Source organism: Microbulbifer sp. JSM ZJ756, assembly GCF_044383805.1.
In the GTDB taxonomy this organism is placed as follows: domain Bacteria; phylum Pseudomonadota; class Gammaproteobacteria; order Pseudomonadales; family Cellvibrionaceae; genus Microbulbifer; species Microbulbifer zhoushanensis.
On record NZ_JBISER010000001.1, the window covers coordinates 532120 to 548428 of the forward strand.

General features: G+C 45.0%; 10 protein-coding genes. All 10 read right to left on the reverse strand.

Features of this window, described 5'->3' with window-relative positions:
* Positions 1-84 precede the first annotated feature (84 nt).
* Positions 85-1011 carry an NAD-dependent epimerase/dehydratase family protein gene (locus ACH6CX_RS02305; protein ID WP_237061645.1) on the reverse strand — a complete coding sequence of 309 codons (927 nt, stop codon included), beginning with the start codon at positions 1009-1011 and terminating at the stop codon, positions 85-87.
* Positions 1008-1775 carry a glycosyltransferase family 2 protein gene (locus ACH6CX_RS02310; protein WP_396674570.1) on the reverse strand — a complete coding sequence of 256 codons (768 nt, stop codon included), beginning with the start codon at positions 1773-1775 and terminating at the stop codon, positions 1008-1010. The genes ACH6CX_RS02305 and ACH6CX_RS02310 overlap by 4 nt, the downstream gene beginning before the upstream one ends.
* 62 nt (positions 1776-1837) lie before the next feature.
* Positions 1838-2704, reverse strand: a complete 867-nt coding sequence (locus ACH6CX_RS02315) for a glycosyltransferase (protein WP_237061648.1) — start codon at positions 2702-2704, stop codon at positions 1838-1840.
* Positions 2705-2765: 61 nt separating this feature from the next.
* A complete protein-coding gene (locus tag ACH6CX_RS02320) occupies positions 2766-4520 on the reverse strand; it encodes a hypothetical protein (protein ID WP_237061651.1) in 1755 nt (584 codons plus the stop codon).
* 607 nt (positions 4521-5127) lie between these two features.
* Positions 5128-5955 (reverse strand): hypothetical protein, encoded by an 828-nt coding sequence (locus tag ACH6CX_RS02325; RefSeq protein ID WP_396674573.1) that lies wholly within the window; start codon positions 5953-5955, stop codon positions 5128-5130.
* 49 nt (positions 5956-6004) lie between these two features.
* Complete coding sequence (locus ACH6CX_RS02330) at positions 6005-9220, reverse strand: glycosyltransferase (RefSeq protein WP_396674575.1); 3216 nt, start codon at positions 9218-9220, stop codon at positions 6005-6007.
* A gap of 104 nt (positions 9221-9324) precedes the next feature.
* Entirely contained in the window at positions 9325-9666 is a 342-nt protein-coding gene (locus ACH6CX_RS02335; protein WP_237061654.1) for a MarR family EPS-associated transcriptional regulator, read from the reverse strand.
* 328 nt (positions 9667-9994) lie between these two features.
* Positions 9995-11419, reverse strand: a complete 1425-nt coding sequence (locus ACH6CX_RS02340; RefSeq protein ID WP_396674577.1) for a glycosyltransferase — start codon at positions 11417-11419, stop codon at positions 9995-9997.
* A gap of 328 nt (positions 11420-11747) precedes the next feature.
* Entirely contained in the window at positions 11748-12521 is a 774-nt protein-coding gene (locus ACH6CX_RS02345; protein ID WP_396674579.1) for a hypothetical protein, read from the reverse strand.
* 230 nt (positions 12522-12751) lie between these two features.
* Positions 12752-16300, reverse strand: a complete 3549-nt coding sequence (locus ACH6CX_RS02350; protein WP_396674580.1) for a glycosyltransferase — start codon at positions 16298-16300, stop codon at positions 12752-12754.
* Positions 16301-16309 lie beyond the last annotated feature (9 nt).

A 16309-nucleotide genomic window follows, 5' to 3' on the forward strand; every position in this document is an offset into this window, starting at 1 on the left:
TCTGGCCGCGGCCTCACCCCTCCGCGCTAGTAGATACCCGAAATTTTTATCCGTTCAACTTAGCCTATCATTCGTCATGCTAAGCTAAATGCTGCGGGTAACTACCTCACGCAACCCCAACTGCAAGCTTTGCTCCGCTCGCCAACCCAGCATATTCGAGACTTTTGAAGTATCCACAAGCATATCCGCTGTTAGAGCGTCAGCGAGGGACTTACGGCCAACAGCCAAAAACCCTGCCCTCAGAAGTCTTGCAGGCACAGGCCAACTACGGAGACCAACTCCAAGCTCATGGGCGATAATCTCACATAGCTCCAAAGTCGATACGCGCTCAGGATTCGCTAAATGAAAGGTTTCGCCTGCGGCCTCACCATGGTGGGATGCTAGTGCTATCCCATCAACTAAGTTTTTGAGGGTTATAAACTGACGCTGGTTATTAATTTTAGAAAAAGGCAACGGGACTCGCAGCTTGATCGCACGAATCAGGCTCTCAACATTCCCCTTTACGCCAGGACCAATAACAGCAGGGAAACGCAATATAATCAGCTGCATACCAGCACTGCGGGCAAATGCTTCAAGCTTCTCCTCGGCCAACCCCTTGGAAAGGGTATAGGCATTATGGGGGGAAAGAGCACGAGACTCATCAACAGCAGATGAAGAGCTTGCCCCTAGAACCCCAATTGAGCTTGCAAAAACAAATCTTTTAACTCCTTGGGAGTGAGCCTCTTTTGCCAACTCCAATGTACTCTCGGCATTATCCCGATTGAAACCAACCCTATCCGAGAAACCCCGGCCTCTAACATGCACCCGGGCTGCCAGATGAATCACCGTGTGTACATCAGCCAGCGCCCCCCCCATTCGATCACCCAATCCCCAATAATAATCCGCCTCAGCATCTGTCTTTGCCGTTCCACCCACAGCTATCACAGATTTTCCAGAAGTCCTTAAACGAGAGACCAGTGCGCTGCCCACCATTCCCGTTGCACCCGTCACCAGAAATCGATTGCCAGTCATCGGTTCAACCTTTTTAAAAAGGCGCGCAAAGCATAAGAAACGAAACTTGGGATAGCCTCACTCAAAGGAAGTAACTCAAAATCCCTATAGACACGCCATGTATAACGGGCGGCACTCAATTTATTAGAGGAGAGAGATCCTGCTCTAACTCTGTAGTAGGTTAAGGGTTCATTAATTCCATGCGCAAGCGCTCCCTCCCGGAGCAACTTGAGCCAAAAAGCAAAGTCTTGACGCTTTCTAATATCTGGCATTAATGGCCTACCCAGAGCATCGTAGTCAATCAGCACGCTTGAGCACACTATAAGTGGGTTAGCAAGGAGGGTATTGTAATTAACCTCGAGCTCGACGGCCTGCATTGCCCCAAATGGACACCCTGTGGAATCGACCTTCTGGACTGCGGTGTAAGTAAGCTGAGCACCCCTACTCTTTAAAGCAGACAATTGACGCTTTAGCTTTTCACAGTGCCAAAGATCATCACCATCAATAAAGGCCACATAACGAAATCGTGCAGCCTCAAGCCCCAAGTTTCGAGCACCGGCCCCACCGAGGTTCTTCCTGCTGTTAAGCACCCTCACTCTCGGATCAACAGCACAAAAACTTTCTACAACGTCACATGTTCGATCTGTAGAACTATCATTAACAATGATGAGCTCAAGCTCTGAATGACTCTGCTGGAGGACTGACTCAATTGATTCCTGAATAAAGGGAGCCACATTGAAGGCAGGCATTATAACACTGATGCTGTTATCGAATTTTTTTGGCATCTAGGATTTCCACCCCACCCCAGTCACACATAAATCAATTAAACCCATGAAATAAAAAACAACTACCGGCGCTCTGGCTCTCTGCCTAAAGCAACACGAATCAACTCTATAAGCTCAACGCCCCAGACCCGCAAATATACAAAACTTGCAATTACCCGATATTTGAAAGGAAATTGGCGGTTTCTTAAGAGGCGAATTGCTGTTATTCCAGGAGACACTATAGTGCGAAAATACACCCATAACTTGTGCTGCAGCGTTCGACGCGTAAGCTGACCTCCCTTAACCCTTCGCGCCTTAGTCGCAATCTCTTTCCAGCTTGTCCTAGTCCTATGCCTCACAACCGCAGAATCGACATATACGATCTTAAAACCACTTTTACCGGCACGGCGACAAAAATCTGCATCACCTCCGGAGTAAAGTTGCTCGTTAAACCCACCAACCCGATTTATCATGGCCCTAGAAGCTGCGAGGTTCGCAGTTGCGGCATACCCCCTGCTAACATAGTGTGCCTGGGGAATACCTCTCACCATGTCATAAATTTCGTATACGGAAGGAGACTCCTTATCAATTGAATCAACCCTGCCGGCAACGAACTCGTTACCACACCGCCCAAAAACTCCTGCTTTCGCAATCTCACTAAGCCAATTCCTGGAAGGCAAGCAATCTGCATCGGTAAAAACCAGCCATTCCCCACGCGAATGCTGAACACCGAAATTTCTCGCAGCGTAGGCACCAGGAGTTTCACAGTGGAGGATCCTTACGCCATCTGGCAGGTCAGCAGGAACGTGAATCCCCCGGGAGCCATTATCAACTAGCACAACCTCAACCTTATCCATCGGATACGACTGCGAGTAAAGACAATTGAGGAGTTCAGGTACAAACTTCCACTGCTCAAAAATCGGAATAATGATAGATATCTCAACACACATAGAAGAAGTTCCAGCAGCTAGTTCCAAAACTGATAAAGTCAAGGGGGAGGCACTTACCTCCTCACAACGCCTCTGAATGAGCTTCCCTCGATGAAAAACCCATAGACAATGAGTCGCATCGCTCCAATATAGGAGCGACAATCTCAAGAGCCTCATTAAACTGATGCTTTGCGCATCTTGCCTCAAGAACAGACAAGAATGCGGCCAGTTCAACGACTCTTACATCAACACCTTCAAGACAACGCCGAACAGAAGCCGCCTCACGAAGCGCATCACCAACCTGCTTTATCTCTTTCTGGCCCACGCCAAAACCAACGCCAATAGGCTCAAGTGACCAACGACCCCAGTTAACTAGAACTTCTGAGTTAGCTTGATGTAACTCACCAACATTAACAGGACGCATATCTGGATTAAAAAAAGTAAGTGGCAACAACCGTAATTTAGTTTTAATTTCCGGCAAATGGTTTATTAGGCGATTTACTTGCTCTTTCTCATTTTCAGAGGAGACCGCAATAGAGATCTTTTTAATATCAGATTCGTGCAGACGCTGCCAAAGTAACGCTTTGGACCGTTGGTAGCGGTCCGAAAGCACTAGCGGGGGCTCTACCTTCAAAATACTGGTTCGTAGCGCATATGTCGCTGACCGTATATCCTTCGGCTTCGCAGGTAATTCAGAGCACGGTAGCCTGTAAACCTGACAGGTAAAATCATTAATACCGTCAACCCCAACGAGCTCAGGCGCTGGTAGACCTTGTGGGAACTCGCTCAAAAGGGTTGATTCATGCATCGCCAGGTTATTATTTTTTTTGTCATAGAACTTTACTAGGTAATTGTCCAAGCCCTCGGTACCCTTCACAAGCAATACTGCGATTCCTGGAGAGCTTGATGCATGCCAAAAAACCCCATCACACCCCTTCCAAGCCTCAACAAGGCCAGAAATGATGGAATTAACCCATTCGACTACAGTATCTCGATTCAGAAGCGACCAGATACCCTTAGCTTTAGCATCTCGGTTAGGCAGCAGAACTTTCTTGTGAAAGAACAGAGCATCAATCTTTAGGCGTTGAGAAGAGAGACGATGCACATCATTTATAACGGCAGAGAATCGACCAAAAAGCTGCCGACACAGGAGAACTGATAAGATTGCAACAATAACTGATGGGGGCGTCATAAAGGTAAAGTCAATAACCAAGTATGCAAAGGCGACAAAAAAACCTACTCCCGCAAACAACCCTGTTACACCCTGAGGGTTGTCACTCAAATGACTTTGAAAGGAAGAGCTTAACTTGGCGAAAGAGTTAACACCAACCGCCCAAGCGATAACATAGCATATCAATACGGCCGCCATATCCAGATAAAATATGGCAATCGCGGTCAGCGAAAGAACAATGAATACGCCACCAGCAAAAACACGGGAAACACGTTTGTAGGCGTTCCTGGCTATAGTGTCTTGATTTTGAAATAGTACGACTTTTTTGTTATGAGACAGGACTTGGCTTGATGCTCCTTCAGTCACAACATTAATCAGCCGCTCAGAAGCTAAATGCACAACATAAAATATGACTGCAGACAAACTGATCCCAAGTATCAAAACGTCACGACCAAGGGCTTCAAGGAACTCTGGGAAATACCGAGGTATGCCGGTAGAGCCGAGCAAAATTACAACCTTCAATGGCAAAAAGAAGGCAAGTATCATTGCAATCTGCGACACGAGGGTAAGAACAACAATAAGAGAAGTGCGCCAGAATACCACCCTTTTAAACTTGGAAGCGAGTGAGAGGCACCAGCGCAGAGAGCTACGCACGCCAGAAGTCATACCTTAATTTCCTTAGGAAATACTCCAAAAAATATTCTCGATGGAGGACAGCTCGTTCTCACATCGGCTACACAGCGACCCAATAGCGACGTGTGGATCTTAGAGGGGGGAGCCAGCAATACTACTCCTACGCTACGTACATCACTGCTCACATCAGAGCTAAGATAAATCAACTTACAGCCGCTCCCAAAGTTTACCCTGTAGAACTTCAACAGCTTTATGCAAGCCATGCCGGGCCGGTAAGAGAACGGTTACCGACCCGTACTGAGAGTAGTGATATCTTTCACCCAAATATTTTTCAACTGCGAAGTATGGGTACATAAATGCCCTTAGAGACCCCGCAATTGCCTGAAGCCAGGGGGTAGAATTGTACTATCCACTTATTAATCGACATGATTCCTTTGCGATCCCCAGCAACTCAATGCGTGCAAGACGCATAGCTACTTTCTTGTCGCGATATGTAAGCTCTACTCCAGACCACCGTGCTCAAGACAAAAGCCCCTGTCATCTACGCGCTAAACGTCTAAACGGTCCACTAGCTTTGCGGTCAAAAAAGGACAATAGCTGGGATCTTCATAGAGTTCGTCGTAACTCACAGATGATAGAGCTATACACCCAGCCAGCTCACAGGAGTTAAAACATCAAGACGAGACACATACCCCCGCAACTCAGAAAATTCATTCAGGGAGTAATTGAGCTCATCGAAGTGAGCCTGCCCAAACTCGGAGCTGTAGCGATCATCCCTCTTAAACATGCCCTTAAAAAACTTAATCCCTCTTGCATTGCCCCCATTGCTGATCTTGTGGTTTCCGGCAATGTAATGTGATCCTGCCTTTAAACGTGAAGAATCGTATTTTCGCCCATTTAACCATGACTGGGCCAACCCCGATTTACCCTCGTCATCTAAGTCGATAAACTCTTCAAGTGAAACCACCTTGACAGGTATGCCGTGCCGCTGGCTTACTTCAGCCGCCCAGGCCACTCTGTCAACCAGGGTTGTATAGTATGTGAGCGCAGATTCTCTGAACTTTAGCCACCTAAACTCGTTGCTATAGGAGTGAAAGCTTTGCTTCAATGAGCGGGTGTAAAAGCTATAAGTATGAGCCATTGGATCCTTAAGCAGAACAACCAACGCATCTGGGAGACCCGTAGTCTTATCATAAAAATAGGGATTTTTATCGCCAGTTACGAGCACATCCAAACCAAGGATGTCCGCACATTTATTGTATATTGGACGCTTTACATTTTGAATTTTGGCAATATTTTCGGCGGTGAATAGCGGGCATGAAGAACCACACTCTCTGCATTCACCTTCTCTTCCAGAGTACACCTTGTGTATCTCGCCCACATGGGAAAGCCCCTCGTATCCGCCTAGTAAGTGACCAAACACTGTGCTACCACCGAAATTTGGTGAGACAATTCCTAAACTTCTCATTAATCGCTATCCAACCAACTTGTGCTTAAAAACAAAATTTAACAATCAATTAATCAGCAGCCAAACTTAAGCGTACATTATCACTCACATTACCACCGCTAATAAATTCGTAGATATCCATATTACTAGCAAGTTCCCCTGTGTAACGAGAGACTTCTCGGCAATGGACATCGTAAATTCGCCTTTGCTCTTCCTCGCTGAACTTAGCAATTAGATACTCAAAGTCAGTCAGAAACTTCCTCTTCAAGTTCAACATGTCAGCTCCATAGAGCTTATTGTCCACTGCGGACTTTTCAGGAGCCAACCTGACCAGAGCCTCTCTTACTACGCCAATTTGGAACTGCTCGAAGAAACGCAAATTGAATTCGAGATCCTGATGCCGTCGATAAGACTCATCAAAACCGTTCACTGCCAAGATCGCGCTTGCCTTGTATGTTGCAGTATTGGTATGCAAATAGTGCCTAAAATAGTCAAGCATGAAAATTTCCCTCGTCAAATCTCCATCCTTGAATCTACCCAAGTCCAATCTGGGCGAATTCCAGCCAAGGAAACCACAGTAGACAGCCCCGATTGACTCGCTTGACCCTATCAGCTCTTGGACACTCTTGGATATCCTTCCGGGCAGATAAATGTCGTCATCATCAAGAAAACAAATATACTCTCCAGTACTAGCGAAGATTCCCGAATTTCGAGCGGCAGCCCCGTTAGCATTTTTAACATGCTGGACCATCCTGATACGCCTCTTAGGATAGCGTTTGCCGCAGTCTTTAATGACTTGACTCGTCTCGCGCGAGAAACTGGAATCTACACCGTTGTCATCAACAACGATCAGCTCAGTATCGTGATAGTCTTGCTCCAAGACGCTCTCAACTGCCCTCTGAAGATGTTCAGATCGCTTATAGGTTGGAATTACGACTGAAACTCGACCTGCCACCCGCTCCTCTACTGATAGGTTAACCTCCTTGAGGGGACCACTAGTCGATCCACCGGAAAGGGTGTCTAGAACCGCATCATGAATATCCTTCTCGCTAAGAGGAGTTTCTTTTTCCGCCTCAAACAAAACGTCGAGCGTCAAAGATGTAGATGCATATAACTGATCATTTACATTCTCTACATGGTACTCACTTGGCAACATCGCTCTGTTGTGAAGAGGAGATATCCCGTTCTCATTAACGAAATAAAAATTAACAAGATAAGGTAAACCAGGGTCAGCCTTAAAATCGAGTAACCGCAAGTTGTCACTTGACTTCAGTACAACTCCAACACATGGTTTCTGTGCAGGATATTTGAAGTCGGAGACCCACCAACCGACGCGATTAGAATGCGTATACTGTGAACGAGCACCCCGGATTGCGCTATCACCCACATCAGGCATCACGAGATAGGGATAGGCGACAAAGCATGAACTTTGGTATTTTTCATAGAGGTAGCCAATCGGGAAGTTATCAAATGGTGCATCCAAATAACTGAGGTTTTCGATTAACTCATCGAAGATCGATTCATTGACCCCAATCGCAAAAGACCCCTTGGTTTTATGTAACTCAGGTCTGTAAAAGCCCCTTTTTAGAGACTCAGAAACATCGACTCCACCCCAGTCATATTGAGAGGCTCCCAGCAGCAAAATTCTCCAATCATCAGATACGGAAGTGATGAATCGATGAAATCTTTGCTTAAAGTCATAACAAAGAATTATGTCATCCTCTACTATAAGAATATTCTTAAAACCCCGCGACTTTGCATCATTCATTATAGATATATACGTGTATATATATCCTAGCGCGCCGGGAGACTCGATCATCTTTGATCCACGCCTCTTTTCGTAGTCACTGCAATCCGAAAAATGAGCCATCTTGCCCAGCGGCCTCTTCATATACTCCTGAAAGTCCTGCAACGGTCGCCCTTCATAACCATTTACTGCCGGATACCAATCATAGTCAATGCCTAGAGATCTAAGCTGGAAGCCGACTTTAATCCTCTTTTCCAGGTCATGCTCCAAACTAACCAAATAGACCTTGTCAAAGACAGCGCTTAACTCGACGCAGTTTTCAGGGCACTTCGATTGATCTGCCTTAACCTGGCGATAATACAGATAATCAACCTGACTCTTACCTGCCAACTTCCTTGTGCTGTAGTCGTATATCTCATCAATGAAGTCAATAATGGAACTTGGCCTGCTATCCATCCCTAGACCAGCAGGCGAGCACTTAGCGATAGCCTCACCGAGACTGACTAAGGCTGCACCATTTTCGGGTGAGTCCGACATCCCGCGGTCGTTCAAAAAATCGCTCGCACCGCAAGCTTGTTCATAAATCCAGGCATCACGTAGTCCAGAGGGCATCTCGGAGGATAATCCTTGCGGTTTGCGCCCCCCCGAGAAGAACTGGCTAAGGTCAATTGAATTCTTGGACGAAGCTCTTAGAATTAATTGCCGGCCACTTGCCACGTTGTCCGCTGGGGAGGGTCGAAGCATCGAGGGCTCTTGAGGGCAACGCTCCATAGAAGCCAGAAAATATTTAGCTTTTTTGCCGGCAGAGTCTATAGCTTTTTTTATCTTCAGAAACTCTTCATTTGACAAAATGCAATTGCCATCCCACGGAAGAACCCACTTATAGCCATTCTTTGCTCCACAATTAAGAGCAAAGTTTTTGGCGCCTAGATTGTTAAGAAGGTATGCGCTACGGTGGGAACGAATTGCCACCTTATGGACTAACTCACGAAGATCAGGGAGTGCCCTAATACAATTTTCCCCCTCACCAGGGGTAGGCTGCTCAACTAGCGGAATCTCTTTGAATCGGTCGGCCTCAAAGGCCAATTCGAGATAGGGCATTTTATAGTAACGCAATAGCCTTACTATCTTTTCCAGCTTGTGCCTTGATACGACTCGGTTGATAATGAATAGCTTGTCGACTCCAGGCAACTCACCTTCATTTTTAAGAATATATTCCAGATTACCCAGGCTCTGGTTCTCATCATGCAAGCCCTGAATGTCGTTCCCTATAGTTCTCACAAAAAGAATGTACTGGCCTGGTTTGCGTTTAGGTATTTTATATATTGGAGGGCGTGTTGCGGACTCCCGGACAGTATTCAGTCGAATTCCTGGGTATATTAATCCTTTCAGGGTTCTACCTGAGAAAGGCAGTTTAAGATTCAGCGCATCGATCCCGCACTCATTTTTGAGCTTACGATAAATATACCTTGCAGCACGATAGGCGATTATTTTCATTTCTTTAAATGCCTTGCGTATAAACGTAGCTCTTCCGGCCATTATTTACTCCAAAAATCAATGAGCACCATCACTTTCAGGCTCGAAATTGTACTAGGACCTGGCAAGAATGATGTAACAGGCAACGCCTATCGCAGCTTCAGCTTTCATTTCGAAAGTGATTCAACCGTTCCATCAACTTCGCGTTGTAAATCCTCGATCTCCGCTTGCAGTGCTTGAAACTCTGCAACCTTGGAATTCAGGAACCTAAGAGTGATTCTAGCTTTTTCCTCGATGCCCTTCGGGGTCAGCAGGTAAGCATAAGCTTGCTTGTTTCGACTGCTTTTAAAGTTTTTAGCTTTAATGAGTCCCACTTCAATCAAAGCCTTGAGGCAATAGTTAACCTTCCCAAGGCTGATACCTAGCTCCTTGGCGAGTTCTCGCTGACTGAGGTGAGGGTTTTGTGAGAGTAGCTTCAACACTCTATAGCTGTATTCGTCACTAGGCATCAAAAGTACCCTATTCCTAGCGTTAAAACTTCGACAATCCGAGGACTGAAGTCGCTTTCATGTGGCTTAAACATGCATACCAATTCATGACCGTTCAACGGCTGAACGGAATGATACTCGAATCCTGTCCGGCACTCAACGCAAGAATGGAGACAAATTGGTGAGCGGAAAAAAAGTTGGCACTGCGCAGGTTTCAATCATATTGGCTATATTTTGAGCGCGAGCTAGTAGCTCAGAGAGAGACAGTGACCTTCATCAATGAGCACAGCGTATTGACGCATCAATATTAAGCATTGTGCTAAAAGGCAACTAAGCCAGATTACTGCGCCTACCTGGGAACCGGAACTCCTAGAGGCAACTTCCTCTTTTTCAGAATCTGCTCTAACTGCCCTTGCCAAGATAAATGCTCAGCTCGGCGGGGTGAATCATCTTTAAGTATACCGTCTACAACTGGAGTAACAGCCTCAACCGTCAGGCCAGAAACAAAAGCCCCTCGTGCTCGTAAATACTGGCATGGATCAGGGTCATTAAAGTGCGCCTGAAGCTTAGTAGCGATATTTTCTCGGGTAACAGGGATAATCGCACCCTGATTGACCAAACCTTCCAGGGGAGGTGTTTTCTGCGCAAAAACAGTCAAGCCCATGGCTAAAGCATCAATTAATTTAGCCGGCAACTGGAACTGGGAGACCTGTGCTGTCTCATCTTGAAGTAGTATACAGACATCTCCTAAGGCGATAATGTCTGGTGCTCGCTCATATGGTTGCTCACCAATCAAGATTATTTCAAGCCCAGAAATATTAGCTAGCTCCCTTTTCAACTCTACATCTGGCTCGCCTCCGGCAACAACATAACAAATGTCTGATCTCTGTAGAGAGGCCAGAACACGGGCCGTTTCTGCAACGCCTTTATGCTTTCTAGGTGTACCAAAAAAAAGTACAACCTTGGTATCTTCGGAAATACCAAACTCTCGACGACTCGCTTTGCTGCGAAGAAGGGAAGGACGAAAGCGGCTCTCAGGACGAACATGGGGAATTATCTGTCCACCATAGCGCTTCTGTAAGGCTCCGTTGGAAACAGTAATAGCATCAAATTGATCAACCATTCCGACAGCCAATTGAGTCCACAGCTTTTGACGTAAATCTTTAAGTTCCGGGAGGGCGCCATGGTTTCGTATAAATTCCCGAGGATTGAGTGGCGCATCTGCCTCGACAAATGCGAGTTCCTCATCGTCAACATCCATAATGACACGAGCCCCCCATACCAACTGGTATAGCCATCCAAAAATCACATTGTGAATTCTGGGCTTCGACAGGTGGACAACATCATAAGGATGCTGAATCACAAGCTCTAATGCCTGTCTGGCAAACTCTGCATCGGATTCTACAATAATGTAGCTGCAACTAAACGAAGACGAACGTATAGGTGGCCAAAGTTCGTCACCATAACCTGGCATCATGCAGCCAAGAATCTCCACGTCTGCATGTGGGGCGTAGGCTTCAGCCAGAGCCATTGCACGGCCAGCGGGATTGTGAGAGAGGCTCCAGCAACATACGCCGACCTTCTTACGCTGTCCACGACGAGAGCGCAGCCATCGCTTTCGAGCCAGGCTCAGCCAGAACTCTGAACAGTCTGCAGGGTTACAACCCCTAAGAGAATCCAAAAAATAGAGCGCGACTGCTTTTTCTGGAAGCTCCGACTGCAATGACTGGTATGCCAGCTCACGTAGCGATAGGCCCTGAAATTTTTTCGACATATAACCCTTTAGCAAGCAGAACTTATTATTTATTGATCAACAGTAACATCTTCAATTAAACACTTGAGTCGTCCAATGCGTGGTGCCGACGATTTAGACAAGTCAACCTACCTTCATACATATAAAAGATACCTTAGGCCGGCTCCGGATAGCGACTCATGAAAGTTAGCGCGACCCCGTCCACAGAATAAAATTCACAGCTCAAGAGCCTTAAAAACAGTGTTTAATTAAAAACAGCCCCCTGTTACGGGATAACCTTCCTATTTTCTGAAGGGCAACTGCCGTTTAAGTTCAAAGTGCCCACCACACCGAAAGAAGAAAAAACACATTAATATACCACGGCATCAATCTTCGAGAGTGACATTTTCACGCGCTCGCTAAGTGCTTGCCTAAACTCCGAGAAAAATGAGGTTGAAGACCATAACCTATACTGCTCGGCATAACCCTCTATCCCCCAACCAGGCACCTTTTTTCCAGCGGCATTTATAGACGGCTTGGGACTCCGATTAGGGCTAACATGAATTCCATGAATAGGTCTAAACCACTCGAAGTCCTGAATTACCAACCCTCGCCTTTTTACCAACTGAAACAAAACCTTCTCATCATTCATCCAGCTAACATTGAGGTCAGAATAGTCCGGAATGGGGTAGTAAGAATCATATTCAGAAAAGTGTAACCCAGTTAGCCTTTCGGTACCGGGTCTAACCGAGTTTGAGTACGGCAAGCGCGTTTTACTCATAAAAGAAAGGTGCTGATTATAAAAATCTTTATCTAAACAGAATATATCAATGTCACCGATATAGATATAACGAGCCCTCAGCGATGGCTTCGTAAGAAATCTCACCGTATTAGGAACAATACCACAACTGTCCTTAAACATCGGAACCTCGGAAATTAAGAACCGGTCCGTCCCAAATTTATCTTCAAGCATTCTTAGAGAAAGAGAATAGCTAGAACGAAAGGAATCAACATCTTCGACCCCAACCTCGCAAATAACGTCCTCGGAATGCTCAAGCATCGCCGCAATATAAATTGGCGCAAAGTCCTCATAAGCTTTATCTGCACAGGTGTAGACAAGCACATTATCGCCGCTACTCAACATAAACTCACCAATTCCTCAAAAAAACTATAGTCGGAACGAGACTTAAACAAACTAAGTTAGCAGAGGCTCTAAATTAAAGAAAGGCCTCTGCTTAGTGCGTAGAAGCTCAAGGTCACTGTAAACACAAGGATTTTACTTTTTTATTCCTTCCTCACAGGATCTATTTTATGTTCCTCCAAATTTTTCATATTATTCTATGATCAAAATAAAGTTATCTGGGCAAGCAAAAATTAAAGAGGCAAAAAGCCCCATTTCTTGGTGCTTTTAGTTTTAATCTCTGGCTTTACTTTATATTCCTTTCTTAGGGCTTCGACCTTATCAGCTTCGAACCGACCACCGAAGTATGAATTGAATCTCTCAGCAAAAATCTGGTCATCATATAAGTTAGAGCCGCCCGCATCTTTCCGATAATCCACTTCGAGCAACACGCTGTCTGAACAGTACACGTAGTTATTATCAAGTTTGGCCAAAACTGTTATTTCATTATCAGCTTTATGCGAACGGTAGCTTGAAGCAAGTATTTCATCATCATAAAACTTTCTAACCCAGCGCTTTCGAACCATACCAAAAGCTGCGATACGACCTTTCCATTTACCGTCGTTAAAACCGAGCACCCCCTTGCCGGAATTCTCAAGTGCAGCATATGCCTCATTTAGCCAGTTCCGGCCCGGAAAAGCGTCTTGCGCAACGTAGCAAATAAAGCGGGAATCAATTTTTCTGGCAGCTTGATTTAAGGTAGCTATAAAACCTTTGCGAATGTCATCCATTACTATAACTACAGAGCAATCAATGCCGGCCCTGGAAAGCATTATTTCTGCAGCTTTCTTTCCAAGCTCCAAATCAATACATGGCATCACAACACAAACTTTCTTTGAGCCATTGTACGAAAAGTTATCAAGTTTGCTCGACGATGTAACGATGAGATTCTCAGAATATAGAGCGCTCCCAAAAAGTTGATTGACTTCATACCTGGAGGCAGCAGCTTCAGCGTCACTATCAAAGAGTATTGGAGAATAGGTAGATCTGATAAAAGATGAAGCTTTCTCCTTTATCTCCTCAAGATCAGATAGGAAATGAGCGCGAAAATCCCTTTGCCGAAAAACTAACTTTGCTATGCCAGCAGTGATATTGGGTACATATCTCTGTTGATGAAGAAGAGACTTGACACTGTGAACGATCACTTCCTTAGCCAGGATGGCTTCACCATAAACCGTAAGTGTTAAACTATGCTTGACCAGGAAACTTCGAAGGCGATCATGAACTTTAGCTCTAGGGTCAAATTCAGGTGAATTGATTTGTACCAAGCAAAATGTAAGGCCCTTATCACGACAGCTCTCAATAAAATCAATAGCGTTGTCTGCTGAATTGATATTTCTAAAGTCGTCGATCAAGCAAAGATCGACTTTGGATTCGTATGAAGATATTCCCGGTCGCATAGGCAAAGGCACTGGATACCTTACCTGACCTCCTAGACCGTAATTAAGCTCTGAATCCTCACTATGTCGATGGAAAAACTCATAGCTTTCCAAGTACTCTCTTCGTGCACCAAACGGAAATCCGTTATACCCGAACTTAGAGCTGTTTGTAAGAGAGCGTTCTTCTACTCTCCCCAAAGAAGTCACAGCGTCCAACTCTTGAACTCTGTCTCTTCCGAACATCCTTATAAGCCGTTTGTAAAACTCGCCATCCGCTCCAAACTTAACTGCATCCCAGCCTCCAAGAAATGGCAGCACCTCATTTTTTCGGAACATCAGAGATGAGATATTGAGATGCTTATAAAACGGATTTCCCCTGCGAATTGCGTCTAAGTTTTCTGTCGTCCGAATCCAGCAGGCAACATTTGCTACCAGATTGGGATTTTCTATCAGGGACTCGACTTGTAACTGAATTTTCTGTGGATGGCTCCAATCATCAGAGTCAACCACTGTCACGAAATTACCATTCGCAATCTTTAGCGCTGAATTACGCGATACATAGGGCCCTGAATTACAACTATTCTTTAACAGCCTTATCCGATCATCAAAACGCGCCAACTCCTCAACTACCTGCACGGTGTTGTCTGAACTGTTATCATCGACAACTATAATTTCAATGTTGTACCACGTCTGAGAAAGCATTGAAAAAAGGGTAGTTTTTATCTGGTGTTCAGCATTATAAGCGGGAACAATAACGGAGACCTTTAGTTGTGATTCTATATACCTAAACCTATTAATAGGACTTGCAGGAAAAATTGAATCGTACAAGGCTTCCTGGCCGAATTTCACATAGCGAACCGGCGACAAATTGTATTTGGAAAAAACCTGGTTTATAAGTTCAATCTTCCCATTTTCCGTTCCCGCACTATTCATCTCGGACACTAGGTAATCGACATGCAGTGAATCTTGACTTTTGGCGGAAATTTCATCGCCTGATCCGCTCTCGCTAAACGAATCAAAGAGAAGAAACTCCAAGTACTTAAGGATAATCGGGTTCTTGCAGTCGCGTCGTAGCGTAATGATGAGATTTTGAGTTTCAGAAGCCTTAAATTTTTGCGGATTATCCAGGCGATGCAAGACTATTTGCCAAAGAGCATGCTCACGAATCTCGTGGGACTTGTCATTCTCTGCAAGAAAGGTGAGCTCTTCATATCCTTCGTTTGAAAAACCGAGCTCTTTTAGTAGACAAGCGGCTTTTTTAACTTTATACGGAGGCTTGTAGCGTGAGTACTCCTTCTTTATTGGCTCTTTTGATAAAGCCTGATTTTCTACAGAGCTACTACCCGAATACACAGAACGATAAAATCCTGGCTGCTTATACCCACTATCCACTTTTCCTGTATTATGAGAAAAAATGTAATACCAGGGATTCGCTTGCTCCCGAATATCGTTCTTCTCCTCGAACAGTCGATAGTCTATAGAGTGCTTTTGTATAGCATACATAACTGACAACTGGTCTCGCCGACTGCCACAATCTAACTCGCTCCACCAGGCTTCATTAAACTTGTTAACAGTTGGATCGTTTTTTCGAAGGACTACATTCGTTTCAAACAGACCGTAATCTTCCGGGAATGACTCCGCTCGATATTTTTCAAGCTGGTTACTCATCAGACCAAAATCGTCTTTCTTAAGCTCCTTGCATTTCTCAATTTCCTGATAAATGCAAGTGCGTTCCGGGTGTTTCCTGAACGTTATTCCGACTTCCTCTTTGATTAACTCATTGATATACTCAGAAAAATCACCGGATTTTAAAAGCACATTTCCATCAATCCAGAGTGTGTATTCCCTATCGGGAAGCACCTTGTGTGGATTTAGCTTTATATACCTGGCAATCCTTACCGGGTCTAAATCATCTACTGGTAGCGGCCGAACCTCAAAGATAGTTTCGCCGAAAATCTCCAGATCAGTGAAAATAACATAATCCCAATCATCAACAATCAATTCGGGCAAGATGACATCATCGTAGCCACCCGTTATTGAAGTATAAACAGTAACTTTTGCCTTACGGTTCGCTTTGGCAGCGTTATATTCCCTAACCCGGTCAAGCAACACCTTATCTGACGGAGATAACTCTTTAGATATACGCTTTACATCATTCAGCTTGGGAGCTGTAGAAACATCAAATTCTTGATGATCCCTGACACTCCTCGCATATTCAAGATTAAACGTTATTTGATCAGCTAGCTCAGGCGCAGCTGCTAACGCCTTTTTATACATAGCAATTGCAAGATCTATGTCCCCTTCACGAAACGCACTATTCCCCTTAGATAACGCCGTTTCTTTTAATTCTGCACTCTTGGACATATCAATCCA